We start from the raw sequence: 17,914 nt of genomic DNA on the forward strand, positions 1-17,914 counted from the left end.
TACACGTGTTACTTTTATTATTATATAAAGCCACATTATGGGATATGACTCTTAGTATCCTTTAATTCTTTCTAGTTTTATTCAACTTACTATTCCTTGATTTCTGGATAATGAATGATTTAAATAGTTTCATCAAATTCCCTTAAGTGCAAAGGATATTTTCCATGTTCTCGCACCAGCTTCACAATGTAATCGTAGCTTTGACCTGACACATTACTTGACACCGAATGGTCGGACTGAAAAATATATCCACCACCTTTGGCTGCATTCAATTTAAATAACACTTCTTTGCGAATTTGCTCTTTATCACCTGATTCCCAAACTTGAATGTTGTTATTGCCACAGTAGCTTATTTTATTGCCATATTTCTTTTTGAGTTTTACTGCATCCATATTTGCTTTTACTTCGAGTGGATTATAGGCATCCAACCCCAGTTCAATAAAATCTTCAAAAATCAGCTGTACATTTCCGCATCCGTGATAAATAACAGGCAGGTTATTGTTATGGCACTCTTCTATCATTGCTTTTACCCAGGGTTTGAAATACATTCTCCAGTATTCCGGGTCGAACAACATGGTTTGTTTGTATGCCACGTCTCCCCATATTACCATTCCGTCGAGCAAACCATCAGCAGCTTTAATTTGAGCTTTCATACAATCGAGGTAGAATTGCCCAATCCGGTTTATTTGCACCCCTAACTGATCGGGGTACATTCCCATCCAAAAGAGTGTATTTTCCTGACCCAATAATCTGGTTAAACACTCTGAGCATTCTATTATACTTCCATAAACCGGAAAATCCGGATGTAACTTTTTAACAGTCTCAATCCATGCGGGAGAGTTCCGTTCAAATCCATCACCTACACCGGCGATTTGATTGTCACCGGCTTCAAAAAAGCGTCGGCTGTCGTAAGGATCATCAAATTCAAATTTTTCCAGTTTTTCAATGGTATCAACTTCCCACGAAATAAATTCAGGCATAGGAAAGTCAAATTTTTTCCGCATGGTTGTTCGGAATCCAGTTTTAACAACCACCTCCGTTTCATCTTCCTTTATTGTTTCGAACGATTGTATTTTTGGATCCATATTTGGTATAGTCACAATCCAATCCAAATCGTAATAAGTGTATGGATTTGTTTCATCAGGCAGGTTTAATTCTTTTCGCCAACGCTTTACAAAACTGCCCCAAAAGAAATCACTAATGGGGACCTGATCAGGCTCTTGATGACTTAAGGCCTTATTCATCCGGTTTAATTTTGCCAAACATTTTTTTGTTCGTTCCATAGTGATAACTTAATTTATTCGCAGTGGTTTAAACTCAACTACTCCATTGCATGGTTGCTCAATTTGAATGATAAGTTCAACATACAAATCAGCTTCACCTTTGATTTGAGCCGTCTGATTAATTTGTATTGTATTGTTTTTAATCCGTACAAACTCTTGCATGGCTTTATTTCCATCGTAAAACATGGCAGCATTCTCCACCTTTACCTTCTGTTTGATTTCCGGCAAAACGGTTAAAACATATTGGCCAGGAACATTTATTTTATCACCAAGATTAATTTTCAGTTCGAGTTTGTTGTTGTTCACATCCTTTTTTTTCCACGAAACAACCTTTTGTGGATTCGACCAAACATGCATGCTCTGATTTTTGGGAGGAATAAAATTACTGACATTATAAACTGAAAATGACCGGATAAGAGGTTCCGCGGCTGCCTTCGTAATCACCAGGCGAAGTTTTTCAACCTCAACATCATCGAAATAATCAATCTTTTTACGGCCAACTGAAATTCCTTTGGTTAGTTCAACCCATTTTCCATTCGAATAACCTTCAATCCTATATTCACGGATACGCTCTCCTTCGCGATAATCTTCCATAACAACAGCATGGTTAATGCGGGTCGGTTTATTCAACTGCAAAACAACCTCATTGCCCTTTTGAGAATTGATTTCAGCAATAGGATTGGAAAAACGACGATTGATTTCGTCCCCAAATTCTTTATAGCGTTTCATATCACCTTCAACAATAAGGCCGGTGGTATCGGGAGAAGCGTTTAACAAGAATACACTGCCATATCCAACCGACTTATAATAGCAATCCATCAACTCATCAACCGATTTCCGTTTTTTTACTTTCTCGGGTGACCAAAACCAATAATGGTCATATAGCGTCGTATTAGTTTCAAGCGGGGCCCATACATCTCCATTCGGAGTACCATGAATTTGAGTAGAAACCCCTGTTTTCAGGTCTTCACTTCTGACGGTATTCCATGCGGGGTAAAACAGCTTTCCCGATTCAGTACCAGGCCAGCGCAATGTAGCGTGTGGTCCCTGAAATACGACCGAATTTGCGGCATATTGCTCCATTATGTCCGAAACATCAATAACACAGCTGCCATCGAACCAAACTTCCAGCATCTCTCCGTAGTTCGAAAGCACTTCAGTAAGTTGTGTTCTAAAAACCTTGTTGTACGCTTCCTGCTTTGCCGGATCTTTAGTTTTTCCTCCACTTCCAATCATTGCTCCCCAGGTACGATCACCGGGATAGATATAAACCCCAAGGTTCAATCCATATTTTTTGCACGACTCAGCGATTTCCTTCAACACATCGCCTTTGCCGTTTTTGTAGGGTGTATCTTTTATTCCATAATTGGTAGTTTCGGTTTGCCACCAACAAAAACCACCCGAATGTTTAGCAACAAATATGATTTGTTTTGCACCAAAAGCCAATGCCGCTTCGCACCATTGGTCAGTATTCAGCTTTGTAGGATTAATCCTGTCTAATGATACAGAATGGTCATTCTGTTCCACCTCCGACCAGGTCGTTGGTGCAAAATGCAGAAACATCAGCCGCTCCTGTTCATGCCATTGGTATTGTGCTTTTGTGGGAATAGGTAATGTTTGACCGATTACTTGATTAGTAAATAATAACTCAAATACAACGCACAAAATGACCAACATACACTTCATCAGCTTAATATTCACACACACTGATTTGCATAACTTACTATACTTACTTTTCATTATAAATTGATTTAATTATGTAGCTTTCGCCTTTTTGAGTTTCAAAAGAAATTATTTGATTTGTGTTAACCTCGGCGCTTACTTTCTCACCTTTCGATAGTATTGTAATATCTTTCGTATTCCAGGGGTTTAACACCCTACAAGTTCCTCCTACTGTAGAAGTCACATAAATGCTTCTAATCTGGGAATCCTTCTGCTCTGACGATACTAAAAAGCCTCCCTGCGCTCTTAAATTTTTAAATTTCCCTTCCTTTTCTAATGGCCATGCCGGAAATACCCGTATAATGTCATCAACACTTTGTAGTAATAGTTCGGTGATTGCCCCCGAACATGAAAAGTCTTCGGTATATATTCCGAAACTGTTAAACGGATGGTCACCCGGCATGATGGTCAGCATTCCATTTGAACGACGACGTGAAACCAGTTCTTCCTTTAACCATTTCCACGTTCCATCTATACTTAGCCTTGCTTTGGCGACTGCCATGGTTATCATCGAATTAACCCCTGTGTTTTTGATATTATTTACTGTACTTGTCAATATCTCTTTCTCGAGTGTAGGAGAGAACCACGAGTGAGTTTCGGCAGGAAAAACCGAAGCAACGGTGGTGGGAATATTGTGACTACGCTTAGGGTCATCACCAGGCCAATCGACTACTACCGGATTTTTACCTTCTGACAATGGTAATTCAGGAATCAGTTTCATGTTTGTCTTTATCCTTTCGGCAAGAGCGCTATCCGTATTTTGCAGGTCGATTGCCTCTAATGTTGAATTAAAGGTTGATGTAATAAAAGCAATGTCGAAGGCACAATTGTAGGTTCCAAAATCGCCATGTTCAGGGCTAAAGCTTGGCCCTAGTATGGCTTTTCCTACTTCATCTTTATTGCATTGCTCAAGAACATTGCAATAAAATATCGAAGATTCTTTTAAAAGTGGATAGGCTATATTTTTCAGATAATTTTCATCCGGATAATATTTATAACGCAACCAAATATTTCGACTCACATATCCTGAAGTCCCCAATACATATGACCAAGGTATATATGCCATCATGCGTTTATTTACACTCACACATGCATCGGGAGACGGTTCGTGGCCAAAAATATTTATGGGATAAAAAGCCCCATCCAGCTCAAATGTTTCCCATGCAAACCATTTTGCTCGTGGCAGATAATCCAATATCAATCTGTCATAAGGTTCCGAAAGTTCGCCTTGGTTACAACAATAAGGCCCCCAAAAAGCTTGTTCTACATTATAATCTAAAGTATAACTCCCATGCCACAAGGCATTTTCGTTAGCTGCCCCGGCATACAAGCCTATTGGATAGACACCGGGCTTACTTACACAGCGCATAAAATATAGGTTTTGATACCATATATTTGTCAAAATAGTATCCTCTAACTGAATGGCACTCCTGGACCAAAATTCCGCCCATATTTTATCGTGTTCTGAGACTAACTCAGTTGCATCTTCGGCAAGTACTTGTTTTGCCATTGCTATTGCATCAGCTTTAGGATTTGGTGAATCAAACGAACTTACAATACCAACCGCAGTCTTCTGCTCTCCCCGAGCAAGTGCAACAGCAAAGCTCATTCCTTTCCAATCTTTGTCAGCAGGTAAATCCTGCGTTAACCAACATACATTTTCGTCCTCACCCAAAGTTGCTTTTGGTAAATAATCAACATACACTGCTTCAAGACCAACCTCTTCCTCCGATTGAATGAGGAAAGCATTCTTTTGCGCCAAAGCCCTGACTTCAATTTCATTTGAGTTTATATTGGCTTTTGCTTCTCGAATATCTAAAGTAGAGGAAAACGGAGCCTTATTTTTAATAATAAGCTTACCGCACATTCGCGGACACGGATAGGGATTCTTCCAACTTGGAGGCGTATCATGCTCTTTTGCCCCACCTGAATATTTCCGGCTGGCAATATCAATTTTCATTAAAGGTGGGTCGTTTTCGGTATCTAACCTGGCATCCCAAATATCATTTTTAGACAGGTTTATTACCAAATCATTCCCACTTGAAAATAACATTCCATTAATGTCTCCATTTCCAATAAACACTGCATTTTGTATTGAGTTGCTATGCTCGGTTTGATTTATCCGGGCATTTTCTAGTACTTGACTAAATAGAATATTGTCATTTTTAACATCTCCCTTGTTACACGAAGCAATAGTAAAAAGAGCAATTATAAATAAGGTAATTCGCATGGGCATGTGATTGTTATTGATTAATTAAACACTACTTTTCTCAGAAATACAATTTCATCCTGTGCTTTGTCCGCCAGATTGAATATTACTTTTATTGAGTTGTCTTTCATTGTGGGGTGAGCTGTAATATTTAGCTCCATACGGCCAAAAACCCGGTCAATTTTGCAAAAACCGGGAGTTTCAACTCCTTCCAACATTAATGCAGCCTCTGATGGTTTATTTGTTGTACCATTTACTTTCTTTGCCACGAACAGTTCATATTGTCCGGGGCGGTCAATTATTTTTGATAAATCAACAGTAAATTGTCGCTCGTTTGTTGTTTCAACAAAACCCGAAACTTTTCCAACCTCAACTAAATCGATGTACTCTTTTGACTGACCTGCTTCCCATGAATTACCAAAATCATCTTTATCACTTTTAAGCCTGTCGTAATCCTTTTTATCACCTACCATATAAACAGCCAGTTTCTTTATAACTGGTGGTGCTGCATGTTCACTAGCATGAAAACGTATTTTTCGTACTTTCACAGGCTTAAATTTATCAATTCGCTTGTGCCCTACCGAAATTCCTTTTACAATTTCGAACCAATTGTTTCCATCCTTTGTCCCTTCAATGGTATATTTTCTTACCCGTTCACCAAAGGCAATATCTTCCATGGTTATTACGTGGTCTATTTCAGTTACTTTATTAAGCTCAAGTTCTACTACTTCGCCTTTTCCCGAAGTTTCTTTGATGCTTTGCGAAAACCTTCGGCGAATCTCATCTCCCAATTGCTGATATAATCTCATATCGGCAGCAGGAATCAAACCTGATGTATCAGGTGCCGAGTTTAATAAGAACAATCCTCCACGGCCAACAGATTTATAATAGCATTCTAAAAGTTGGTCTAAGGATTTTAAATGTTTTTCGTTTTCTGGCGACCAAAACCAATAGTGGTCTTTTAATGTAGTATTCACCTCAAGGGGCATCCACATATCGCCATTTGGGTCACTATGTGCGGCAGTTGCAGATCCGGTTCCTCCATCTTCTTTTTTTACTGTATTCCAGGCCGGATATGGCGCATAACCACGTTCATTACCAACCCAGCGGATGTTTGCCATTGAGCTACCGAAAACAATGGCATTGGGTGCGTATTTTTCTTTTATATCGTCGATAGGGATGATGCAGTTTCCATCAAACCAAATCTCGGTTGCCTCACCATAGCGAGACAGTACTTCTTCCCATTGCTGACGCAGCACTTTATTGTATCCTTCTTGTTTTGCAGGATCTTTGGTTCGTCCTGCTCCTCCAAGGTAGGCTCCCCAGGTAAGATCGCCTGGATATACATAAATGCCTAGTTTAATGCCTCGTTCCCAACAAGCATCTGATAATTCTTTTAGAACATCACCCTTTCCGTTTTTATAAGCAGTATTTCTTATACCGTAATCAGTCGTTTCAGTATTCCACCAACAAAAACCACTTGAGTGTTTGGCTACAAACAATACCATTTTTGCACCAAATGCTTCCGCTGCATCCAGCCATTGGTTAACATCGAGCTTCGAGGGATTCATTTTTTCTATTGGGTAAGAATGATCCCCTTGTTCAATTCCTTCCCAAGTGCAGGGATCGAGGCAGATAAACATCGTTTGTTCCATATTTTGCCATTGTAGTTGTTGAGGCGACGGGGTTGCCAAACGCTTTACCTCTTGAGCAAATAAGGAATGTACCGCTATTGTGAAAACTACGCTAAAAAAAAGGATATTTCTAATCATGCCATTAGTTTACTTTGTTTGCTATGGAAAAGAGCCGCCATAGTGAGCGGCTCTTTTATTAATTTCACTTATATTTTTATGATTAGTGCAATAAGTTTAATATCCTGGATTTTGTTGCCACTCTCCTTCTGCAGTCGTCATTTCAGACTGAGGAATAGGCATCCAATACATCTTATTATCCCATACATGTAATTTGGAATCCTCCGCTACCCTATTGTAATTGTATACAAGGTCACCAGTAGATAATTTTTCGATCCATACACCTTTTTTGGGTTTACCCATCACATCTTCTGCAATTTCCCAGCGCCTGATGTCGTGAAAGCGATGATCTTCAAAGCTAAGTTCAATGGCTCGTTCTCTTCTGTAAGCCTCAAGCAACTCTCCTCCAGTATAAGTGATTTCAGGCAATTCAACACCGGTTCTCCCGCGTATTACATTGATGGCTGTTCTTGCTTCTGCTTCATTACCAAGAGCGATTTGCGTTTCGGCATAGTTCAAATAAAATTCAGCCTTACGATACAGAACATCTGGAGTATATACCAAAGGAACACCTGCATAGTCTACAGACAAGGACTCGTCTGTATGTTTTCTCCATGCATATCCGGTGTGAGAGTATTCATGCCCTGTATTTCCGTATCTTGTATCTTTCCCTTGCTCTGAATTAGGAAGAGGTGTTCTTCCTTCAAAACTACCATCTCCATCATCCTCATATTGGATCCAGTACTCAACATTTCTATCTTTAAAAGGCATGCCGTTATAAAAAACAATGGCATCCATGCGAGGATCTCTATTTACATAAGGATCATGAGGATCATAACCTGAACTTGGATTTACGGAGCCGTCTGAAAGGAAAGGTCTTTGGCCGTCCTTCATGTCAAACATATCAACAAAAGTTTGTGTAGGTGTAGCATTTTGCCAGCCTTCAAAACCATTGGGTAACAGCAATGTGTTGGCTCCTGACCATTGTCCTTGGCTGATGGTTTTGTTATATTCCTTTGCAAAAATAACTTCAGGATCCAAGTAAGACGAAGTATTGAACATTTTGCCATAGTCATCTGCCAAAGGATATTCAGCCAAGTCCATTACGGCCTTATTAGCTGTAGCTGCAGCAGACCATTTTGCCTGGTCGTTGTTTGGATTAAACAACTTGCTGGCAGCATAAAGCAGAACTCTTCCTTTCATTGCCATGGCTGCCCCTTTGCTTGCTCTGGCAGGAGTTGTATTTACTGCAAGAGAGGAATTGATCACTTTATCCAAATCTTCCACGATAAACGCAACAACCTCATCCAGTGGTGACCTGGGCAGTCTCACGTCTTTGTCTTCCAATTCATAACGTTGTTTTACCAAAGGAATTTTACCATACCATTTCATCAACTCAAAATAGTAGTATGCTCTCATAAAGTGCATTTCTGCATCCATTGATTCAAGTGTCGTCTCTGAAATGGAAGAGCTTTCTGTTTTTTCGAAGTAACTGTTGATATGGCGTATGTATCCATAGCATCTGCTCCAACGTCCACGGGATACGCCTTCGCCGTTGGTTTCATCAATTCTACCTTCCAGATAGGTATCAAATCCATCGGCATTAGTTTTTTTGAAAAAGCACAGGTCTTCATAGCCAACCGTGCCTAAGTAGTTTGCTTCGTGCATATGATATATACCTGAATATGTCGCATTCACATAAGCTTGCAATAAAGCCTCGTCGTTAAACACATCTACTTCTGATACCGAATCTAAGGGTTTTAAGTCTAGTACTGACTCATCGCAAGAGAAAAGTATTAGAGAAATGCATAAACTAATTATAATTTTATGTATTACTTTCATAATAAATCACTTTAAAAGGTTAAGTTCAATCCAAAGTTCACTGTTCTTAGCATCGGATAGTCCCATGTAAGGTTACTTGTTTGTTCTGGATCGGTTATCCCATATTTATTTAAACTTGAAAAAGTCAGTAAGTTATACCCGCTAACGTAGAGTCTTAAACTATTCAAGCCAATCTTCTCAACTAATTGTTTTGGGAAATCATACCCAAATTGCACCGTTTTTAAACGTATGTAATCATTTTTAAAGAAGTAAAAGTCATTATCGTGAAAACCTTGTCCCGGAGCAGGCCACTCTGCATTGATGTGATCAGGATCATAAGTATGATTGGCGAAATATGCCATTGCATTATTTTCAGCACTGAAGAAAGTCCATATTTGTTTAGTTCCACCTGCACTTCCTTGCCAAAGCATATCGAAATACCAGTTTTTGTAGTCCACATGTCCAGTAATACCGAAGGTCATAATTGGCACATTAGAGTTGTATTGTCTGGTTTGGTCTGCAGAAGTAATTTCGCCATCCCCGTTATAATCTTGAATAATTACACTACCCAGATCGTCACCTGCTCTTTTAGGATACTTATCTAAGTCTTCCTGAGTTCTAAAAATACCAATAGCATGATATCTCAATGCACTCGAAACAGGATGTCCTTCTGGGTTCTGCCATTCGTATTCCCATTCTGGTTGATCAATGTCTAAAATCTTGTTTTTAGCATACGTAAAGGTGCCACCTATGGAGAAATTAAAATCATTATTGATACTCTGCTTGAAATTTAAAGTTGATTCCCAACCTTTGTTTTCCATCGTTCCGATATTTGTTTGAGGTACGCTTATGCCAAGATATCCTGGTATAGTTACATTCGGGGTGGCAAGCATGTTAGAAACGTTGTCTTTAAAAACGTCTAATTCCAAGGTCAACTGATGGTTAAAAAATGCTGCATCAATACCAAAATTCACCACATTATGAACTTCCCATGTAGTATTGGGATTTGCGCTTCCTGATTCAACATAACCTGGTGATATAGCTCCATTAACAACTGTATTTCCTCCAGTATTGTATGAAGCTAAATAATTAAAAGTAGGTACTGCATCATTACCAAGGCTAGACAAAGATCCTCTTAATTTTAATGAACTAATAAAGTCTGCGGACTGAAGGAACTCTTCTTCTGACGCAAGCCATGAGGCTGAGACCCCAGGGAAAAATCCAAATCGCTGACCTTCAGCAAATCTCTCTGAACCGTCATACCTAAAAACACCTTGTAAAAAATATTTTCCGCTGTAGTTGTAGTTCACACGTCCCGAATAATTAATGCGTGCAGTTTCTGATGCATAACCTCCAGCTGTACTTGCAGCGCGATCCGAACTACCCGAATTTAATTGATCAGAGCTCGATGATAGATAATCATCGTTTGATGCCGAGAATGCATCAAAGCGACCTGTCTGTTGCTCTACCTGTAGGAGAAGATCCATATTGTGATTACCTACTGATTTGGCATAATTGATGTTTAAATTCCCCGTAAAACCTTTTGATCTGTTGAATGATTCACTGAGACTGGTTGTACCTTGCTTATGTTGAATCGGCGTTTTATCAGCGCCTTCCGGGTTTTCGCTGTACCAGTACCAGGGTTCATTCCAATTTTTATTGAAGTTTGAAACTATTACAGCAGAACCAAATCCCCCAACAGACATTCCTTTTACCCATGGCAAATTGTATTTAAAATGTAAGCGTAGAGATTCGTTTGTTTCTTCCCATTTTTGATAACCTGCATTGTTCATTGCCAAAGGACTCTGGCCGAATCTACCATAAGCAGGATATCGCTCGTCTCCATTTACATAAAACTCTTTTAAAGGGTTGGTCAGACCTGCTGTTTGAATCGACCCTGAAAACACACCAGCAGAACGTCCAACATCCTGTTTCCTGTATGAAATATCCATACCTACGGATAAATTCTTGGTAGCTTTCAGATCTAAATTGGTCCGAATATTATATTGTTTATTACCACCCTGTTCGTCCAGATAGTAAACACTCCCTTGATCCAAGTACCTAAGCGATGTAAAAAAAGTGAACTTATCATTACCACCTCTAACTGAAAAATTAGTATTGCTCTGTGTAAATGTATCATTAAACGCTTTATCAACCCAATCATAATCTGGTATTTTTCCACTAGCAATATCTGCCAATTGCTGATCAGAATATGCTTTGGTATAATTTGGATCCCAACCAGAGTTTTTCCAGTTTAACCTGTTTAAATATGTCGCATACTCTAATCCATTAGATACTTTCATCAAGCCAATTGGTGAGTTTATACCGAAATCAGTTGATAAACTATATTGAACTTTCTCGTTTTTACCTCTTTTTGTTGTTACCAAAATTACACCACTAGCCGCCCTTGCACCATAGATAGCTGCTGCCGCATCTTTCAAAACAGAAATACTTTCAATTTCATTCGGATTTAAGCGCGATAAACCGTCAGCACCAATTACACCGTCAATAACTATAAGGGGATCGTTGCCGCTCAAACTTGATACACCTCTTATCAGCATGGTATTTGATTCGAGTCCAGGTTCTGCTGAGTTTGAGGTAACAAAAAGTCCGGATAACCTTCCTGTAAGAGAGTTCGTCATTGAAGCAACTGGAGCAACTTCCAATGCATCGCCTTTAATTTGGGCCACAGCTCCTGATACTTCCCTTTTCTTTTGTGTTCCATATCCTACAACCACAACTTCATCTAAATCGGTTACCTCTTCAATTAATGTTACATCGATTTGGCTTCGTTGACCAATGTTTAACTCTTGTTCAATAAAACCAATATAAGAATAGACCAACATTGCATTATCTGTTGCAACCGAAATTGAATAGGTTCCATCCACGCCAGTTATTACACCATGTTGCGGATTACTTTTTTCATATACGTTAACACCAGGTAGTGGTTCACCATTTATATCCGTAACTTTACCTGAAATAACCCTCTCTATGTTCTGTACAACCTGAGTAGAATTCTGCTCTAACGGCTGTTGATCTTTTACTATTGCAATGTAATCGTTAATCACCCGATAATCGAGATCTGTTTCTTTAAGTACCTCATTTAATACATCATCTAAACTTACATCTTCGAAATTTGCACTAATCTTCTTATCTACATCCAGATATTCAATCTGGTAATAGAATGAAACATCCAATTCCTTCTCTATCTTATCAAATACTTCCTTTAGATTTGCATCCTTAAAAACAAGACTTGACACTTTTTTTTGCGAAAAAGTTGATGCAGAGATTGACACAATGCATAAAAGGTTTAGTAGGAACAATAGTTTCATAACCTTCCTGATTTTAGCCCACCACAAACAGTGAAGAGCAGTGTTTGACTTTTTTTTCATAAATTTGCTTTTGAATTTAACACTAGCCATTTATGGCTTTATTTAATGGTTGTTCATACTGCAATATGAGCAACCATCTTTTATTTTAATATTACCTGAATTTTTTCCTGGTTTGTTAAACTGAGTTCGTAAGAAATACCAAATGTCGTTTCTAATGTGATCAACAACTGTTCGATGGGCACATTACGATGAGCTCTTCCTGAAATTTTACAATTTTTACTATACGATTCATCTACTACAATACGGATGTTATAGAATTGTTCCAATTTAGGAACAACTTCGTCTAATGGTAAATCATCAAACACCAGGTACCCATCTTTCCATGAAGTAAAACAGCTTGTGTTAACCTGTTTGATAGAAACATTGTCTATTCCCGCTGAGCAAACGGCTTGTTGACCTGGATTTAATCTGCCAATTGCATCACCGCTGATATTATGTAATTCAACTTTTCCTTCCTCAAGCGTTGTGATAATACTTGCTGCATCATAGGCATTTACATTAAAGGAGGTACCAAGCACCTTAATTACGAAAGATTTTGTTTTTACACGAAATGGTATATCCTCGTTTTTTGCAACAGTAAAATACGCCTCTCCTTCTAATTGAACATCTCTGCTTTTACTATCATTAAATTGCGAGGAATAAGTCAATTTTGAACCACCATTTAGCCAAACAATAGTTCCATCAGGTAGCGTGTTTTTGGTCGAATTTCCAAAAGTTGTTTCAACAACATACTGATTTTCTTCCTTAAAATATTCATTAGAGAAATAATGCCAGGATAGTGCTACTAGCACTACTGCTGCTGCATACTGAATGATTTTAGTAAAGACACGTTTTGGCTTGATTAACTCTCTTGATCTTGTAAAGGTAAATGAATGATATGCCCTTTCTATTGTTGCATCACTGATATCCTTCGACTCTCCTGTTAAAGCAATCACACGCTTTAAACGCTGGTACTCCCGAATACGCTTTTTATCTGCCTTTATCCATAAGGCTGTTTTCAATAGCTCATCTTCACCACCAACATCAAGTATATATCTACAAATTCTATCCAGATCCATTTAATCCACTTTTTTACTGCTTATACTAATAAGAGTATAAAAGTGCCAACATCCCTATAACATTATTGGATTTTTTTTAATGTTTTGTAACAAAAAAGTGCTTTTACCAAAAAAATCAGATTACAATCACCATTTACTGCCACTTAGATGATGTATTTAAAAAAACAGGTGTGTTAGGTAATCTTTTACAACAGAACGTATAATCTTTAACCCCCTGGTTATATTGCCTTCAACGGCTTTCTCTGATATTTTAAGTTCTTGGGCAATTTCCTTATTATTAAAGCCTTCTAATCGACTCATTTCCATCACTAATTTACACCGTGGGGATAATTTATCAATTGTTTGATTAATAATAGTAGTCAGCTCTTCAAAAGAATACTCATCACTTTTTTCTTCCTCACTGATAAAAAGATCTAACTCTAAATGTGTATTATTAAGCTCTGATATCATTTGCTGATTATGCTCCTGATCTTTTAAGTATCGGAAGCACATATTTTTGAGTACTGTATACAACCAAGAAATCAACCCTGCCTCATTGACACATCTGAGCGTATTTTTTTTCTTCCATAAAAGCAAGAATGTTTCCTGAACTAAGCCTTCTGCCTCAATAGAATTACGCACATACTGAAATGCAAAATAATGCAATCGACGATAGTATTTATTGAAAAGCATATCGAAACTACGCTCTTCTCCTTCTTTAATACTGTCTACAATTATCTTGTCTATTTCAGTCATCACTTTTTCTGAAAGTCATATATTCAGACTCAAATGTATATATTTTTTAACATTTACAAAGTAACTAAAAACTCATATCTATTTTTCCTCTGAGCAATCTTCACAGAATCATTTATTATTAGATTCATATAGCTGTATTAATCAAACGGATAAGATAATTTAAAACAGAGGCTTAGTTTAAACTCTTTATAGCTGCCCCCAAGGCATCCAAACCTATTGATTGACAAACACCAAATTTATTTTGTTCTTTCATGTGTGCAATGTCCCATGTATAAACATCATCAGCCAATCCCCAAAGGCTTCTGAACCTCTTTATATAAATAGCATCATTTGCTTTGGCTGTAAATTCTGGCTGAAATTGATTAATTTGTTTATCCCTTGTTTGCCATATTGCTTCGGCAGTGGCAAAAAACACCTCATCAAAACCAGAATTCAATAATACTCTTTCATTGTACCCGCCAAAATAACGCATTAATATGCCGCGACCAGCCAGATAGTCATTACCGTGAATTGGTCCAAAACTAGACAAACAAGGTGCTTCTCGAAGCACGTTATCAGTAGCATCAGTTAATGCCAGTCTTACACCATTACCAATAAATTTAATGAGGTATCGCAATCGTATTTCAAACGCATCAATGCTAAATGACGGTGTAACATTCTTTACTAGTTCACTCTCTACTAATTGATTCTTAAAAGTCAGCATATCAGAAAGGGCTGCAACCAACATCCCTTGATCACCACTCCACACCCACCCCGGCGACCAGGGAGGATGAATCTTTTCCTGGTATCCCGAGCCTTCAAACTCCGCCATAGGACGTTCTTGGATTAGTCCTGCAGATGACGATAGTTTTTTAAGATATTCATACTCTTTTAATTCAAACCATTGGTCAAACCATACCCATTGGCGGTACGCCATTTCAAGATATTTATCATTATCTCCTATATTTTCTTGTAGTGTCAATTTGTAAATTCGTGTTGACAACAGAAATAATAGGACATTTGTAACAGTATTTTTAACACCCTTACTTTGACCGTTAGCATCGCCGTTTCGACAACCATGTGATACTGGCAATGCATTATTAGAATAATCGTACGCTGTATTTTTTTTGTACTCCCAACATAAATTAACGGCAAGGTTATAATACCTCTCTGCCAATCCATCTTCTCCCATTCTTAAAAGATGCTTTCGGGCGTTTAAAGCCATAAGCCCCCACCAACCAAAATCATCTGCCCAAAGCCCGCCAGGATCAAAGCTATTAAAAAACTCCAGGTTCTTTTTAAGCATTTCAACAACCTTAACTTGCATCACCTTAACTTCTGGATCATCAGGCCACTTTTGACTAAGGGCTTCAACAAAAACCAGGCAGGCATCAAATGTGTTCCCTCTCTTCCAGAAGTCATTAAAATCCCAAATTTCTGTGAAACGTTTAAAGGCCAGTACCGACCTTCTTTTAAGCTCCTTTTCAAAAGCTTCATTTTTTGTAGGATTACAGCCAAATGATAACCCCACTGTGGTTAATATCGAAAAGCTACCGGAAAGCTTTATAAATTTACGTCGCTTCATTGTTATAGGATTTACACAATTAGAACTTATATTAGTTAAACATTATCAGCCTGCCTGCTGAAGCTACACCCCAAATCTTTTATATTGTAAGAAAAGGAGTAAATCTTATCCTATTAATCCAAATACATTATTAACTCCTTAAGAGGGTCTTTGAAAGGAACGGTTTCATTTTTGTATTCTGATTGAATCCATTGCTCTTCCCACTCCAAGGTATTAAATTTTGTATTATTCTTCTCTGCTTCTAACCAGAGTTCCCAACGTTTGGCATAGTATGAGCCAATTAATCCATTCCAGGTGCGTGCGGCATATTCATTTACTCCACCGCCCCAGGTGGTATTCAGGCGCTTAGCATTGCTTTCGTAATATTGCTTCTCCTCTGGAGTATCACCAAAATTTCGTGCGAGATTCACCCAATTCTCTAATTTATGATTGGGGTGTGAGGCAAGCAAACGATCAATAAACACCATGTCTTCAATTGCATCGCCGTAAATTGTATACTTTTTCTCACTCTTCTGTTTTCCTGCTTCTTCAAGTTTCTCATCTGCCCTTAATCCGACCAATTGAACCCCTAATTCAATAGCATCAAACTTATAAAGTTCACTGTCGCTTAATTCATCAGCACATGCTAAAAAAAGTTTTACAGCTTGCTCGAAGACTGGTGATTGATGAACACTGCCACCCCCTCCTCTGCCGGGACGAAACTGGTATCGAAAACGTGGATGATCTGTAAAGGTACCAAAGCATGATTTTCTAAGTAAGTCCCAGGATTGTTTCATTTTATCAGGATATGCACCATAGCGGGCTTTGCAGTACATGGCCAGCCACTCATCAAGATGAATTTCTTCAGTCCGCCAGCCCCAATCTGAAAGCAATTCATAGATAACCTCGTTATTTTCTATACCTTCCGGCGCAAATCCAAAACCTACAAGGTTACCTTTATCCTTATAATTAAGGGCCTCAGTCGGAGCTGTAGCATAAAAATCAAGCACTCCATTTAGAGGCACCTTTCCTCCCATGTTTGGAATGAATGAATAAATCCACTGTTTACCAAAAAAGCCCTTGTACATGTCCCATGAATAATCAATCTTCCAGAACAATGCATTGTATTCATTAGCCATATCCAAAATCATCAGTTTGTCATCCGGAATTTTTGACATCATGGCTTTAAGTCGTTCAGGAGTCCAAAATAGTTTTCCAGCCTTATCGCGATGGTAAGGGAATGTCCAGCCTTGCATAACCCATACAGCATCTGGATTTGCTTCGCGAATAGGCTGATAAACAACTTCCCCATACGCCGCTAATTCATTGTTTGCTATTTCCGGATCGTTACTTAATGGCACATCCATTTCATTAAAGCTATCCGCCAAGTAGTATTTGCCTTTTCCAAATTCCTTTTCCCATTCCTCAATATACATCTTACCAATTTTCACAAAAAGATCACTTTCCGGTGAAAGAATATGCACCTTTTCGTCAAATCCACCCCATCCGAGTTCTCGTACCTTCTCATCAGGGTAAATACGGCTGATGCCTTTCGGCACAAAACCAGCAAAAGCATGCACGATTGGCTCCATCTGTAACTCCTTCATACGATTTAGCATCTTATGGTTTAATTCAATTTGCTTATCGAAGAAGGATGCTGGCGGAGAACCATCCCAACCTCCGATGTTACCCATTCGGTTCCATGGAAAATGAGCTGGTCCTGAAAAATAATCGAGTATTTCATCGTTGTTCAGTCCTAGATTTTCAAATACACGAAATAGAATTGCTTCATGGGCACCGGCAATTAAGGGCATATTCATACCATGCATGGCCATCCAATCCAGCTCTTTCTCCCAACGCTCCCAGCCCCAATAGGGTGTTGTATATCCATGTGTTACCGTGTTTAAATAATAACGGTATTTAAAAGGAGACTGAACTGTTTTGTTCACTTCAGGAAGCTCTTCTGGGATATCAATGCGATTACCCGACCAACTAACAATTGAATGGCAATCATTACGCAGGTAATCGTAAGCACCCCGACAAAGAGCAGTAGGTGAACTGGCTGTTACCACAACCTTTCCATCAGCTGACTCAATCGAATATGCATCATTACCTTGTCCTTCAATATATTTAAAAGTAAAAACATCGGCATTAGCCTTACCAATAACACGACTAAGCACCTGTTTTGCCACCACTTCGGCAGGTTTATCCATACCGCTTTTCGCCTTACAGCTATTCATTATAAGCAACAGAATTGCTACTGTCCAAATTTTAAGATACATTTTCACTAGTTTTAAAGTTTATCTTATAATTTTTTATCCAACTAATTCAAGCAAAGTATTACTAAACTCTAGTAACTAATAAAGAGATGACCGCATTACTATATGGCCATCTCTTTAC

Annotated in this window: 10 protein-coding genes; all 10 read right to left on the reverse strand. The window is 38.5% G+C overall.

All coding sequences use genetic code 11. The features are described 5' to 3' along the window. Nucleotides 1-119: 119 nt before the first annotated feature. Nucleotides 120-1,244 (reverse strand): uroporphyrinogen decarboxylase family protein, encoded by a 1,125-nt coding sequence (locus KDU71_RS09830; protein WP_212190273.1) that lies wholly within the window; start codon nt 1,242-1,244, stop codon nt 120-122. 48 nt (nt 1,245-1,292) lie between these two features. Then, nucleotides 1,293-3,023 carry an alpha-L-fucosidase gene (locus KDU71_RS09835; protein WP_212190275.1) on the reverse strand — a complete coding sequence of 577 codons (1,731 nt, stop codon included), beginning with the start codon at nt 3,021-3,023 and terminating at the stop codon, nt 1,293-1,295. Next, the gene (locus tag KDU71_RS09840; protein WP_212190277.1) at nt 3,013-5,235 is read right to left on the reverse strand and encodes a glycosyl hydrolase family 95 catalytic domain-containing protein; all 2,223 of its coding nucleotides are present in this window, start codon (nt 5,233-5,235) and stop codon (nt 3,013-3,015) included. Before KDU71_RS09840 ends, KDU71_RS09835 begins: the two co-directional genes overlap by 11 nt. A gap of 20 nt (nt 5,236-5,255) precedes the next feature. After that, nucleotides 5,256-6,986, reverse strand: coding sequence for an alpha-L-fucosidase (locus KDU71_RS09845; protein ID WP_212190279.1), 1,731 nt, complete (start codon nt 6,984-6,986; stop codon nt 5,256-5,258). Nucleotides 6,987-7,082: 96 nt separating this feature from the next. Beyond that, the gene (locus KDU71_RS09850; RefSeq protein ID WP_212190281.1) at nt 7,083-8,807 is read right to left on the reverse strand and encodes a RagB/SusD family nutrient uptake outer membrane protein; all 1,725 of its coding nucleotides are present in this window, start codon (nt 8,805-8,807) and stop codon (nt 7,083-7,085) included. A gap of 11 nt (nt 8,808-8,818) precedes the next feature. After that, nucleotides 8,819-12,178, reverse strand: coding sequence for a SusC/RagA family TonB-linked outer membrane protein (locus KDU71_RS09855; protein ID WP_212190291.1), 3,360 nt, complete (start codon nt 12,176-12,178; stop codon nt 8,819-8,821). Nucleotides 12,179-12,258: 80 nt separating this feature from the next. Next, on the reverse strand, nt 12,259-13,236 hold the full coding sequence (locus tag KDU71_RS09860) for a FecR family protein (protein WP_212190293.1): 978 nt from the start codon (nt 13,234-13,236) through the stop codon (nt 12,259-12,261). Nucleotides 13,237-13,392: 156 nt separating this feature from the next. Further along, nucleotides 13,393-13,971 carry an RNA polymerase sigma-70 factor gene (locus KDU71_RS09865; RefSeq protein WP_212190295.1) on the reverse strand — a complete coding sequence of 193 codons (579 nt, stop codon included), beginning with the start codon at nt 13,969-13,971 and terminating at the stop codon, nt 13,393-13,395. Between the two features lie 172 nt (nt 13,972-14,143). Next, the gene (locus KDU71_RS09870; RefSeq protein ID WP_212190298.1) at nt 14,144-15,535 is read right to left on the reverse strand and encodes a hypothetical protein; all 1,392 of its coding nucleotides are present in this window, start codon (nt 15,533-15,535) and stop codon (nt 14,144-14,146) included. A 113-nt stretch (nt 15,536-15,648) separates the two neighbouring features. Further along, the gene (locus KDU71_RS09875) at nt 15,649-17,796 is read right to left on the reverse strand and encodes an alpha-N-acetylglucosaminidase (RefSeq protein WP_212190300.1); all 2,148 of its coding nucleotides are present in this window, start codon (nt 17,794-17,796) and stop codon (nt 15,649-15,651) included. Between the last annotated feature and the right edge of the window lie 118 nt (nt 17,797-17,914).

This window comes from Carboxylicivirga sediminis (assembly GCF_018156225.1).
GTDB classification, from domain to species: Bacteria; Bacteroidota; Bacteroidia; order Bacteroidales; family Marinilabiliaceae; genus Carboxylicivirga; species Carboxylicivirga sediminis.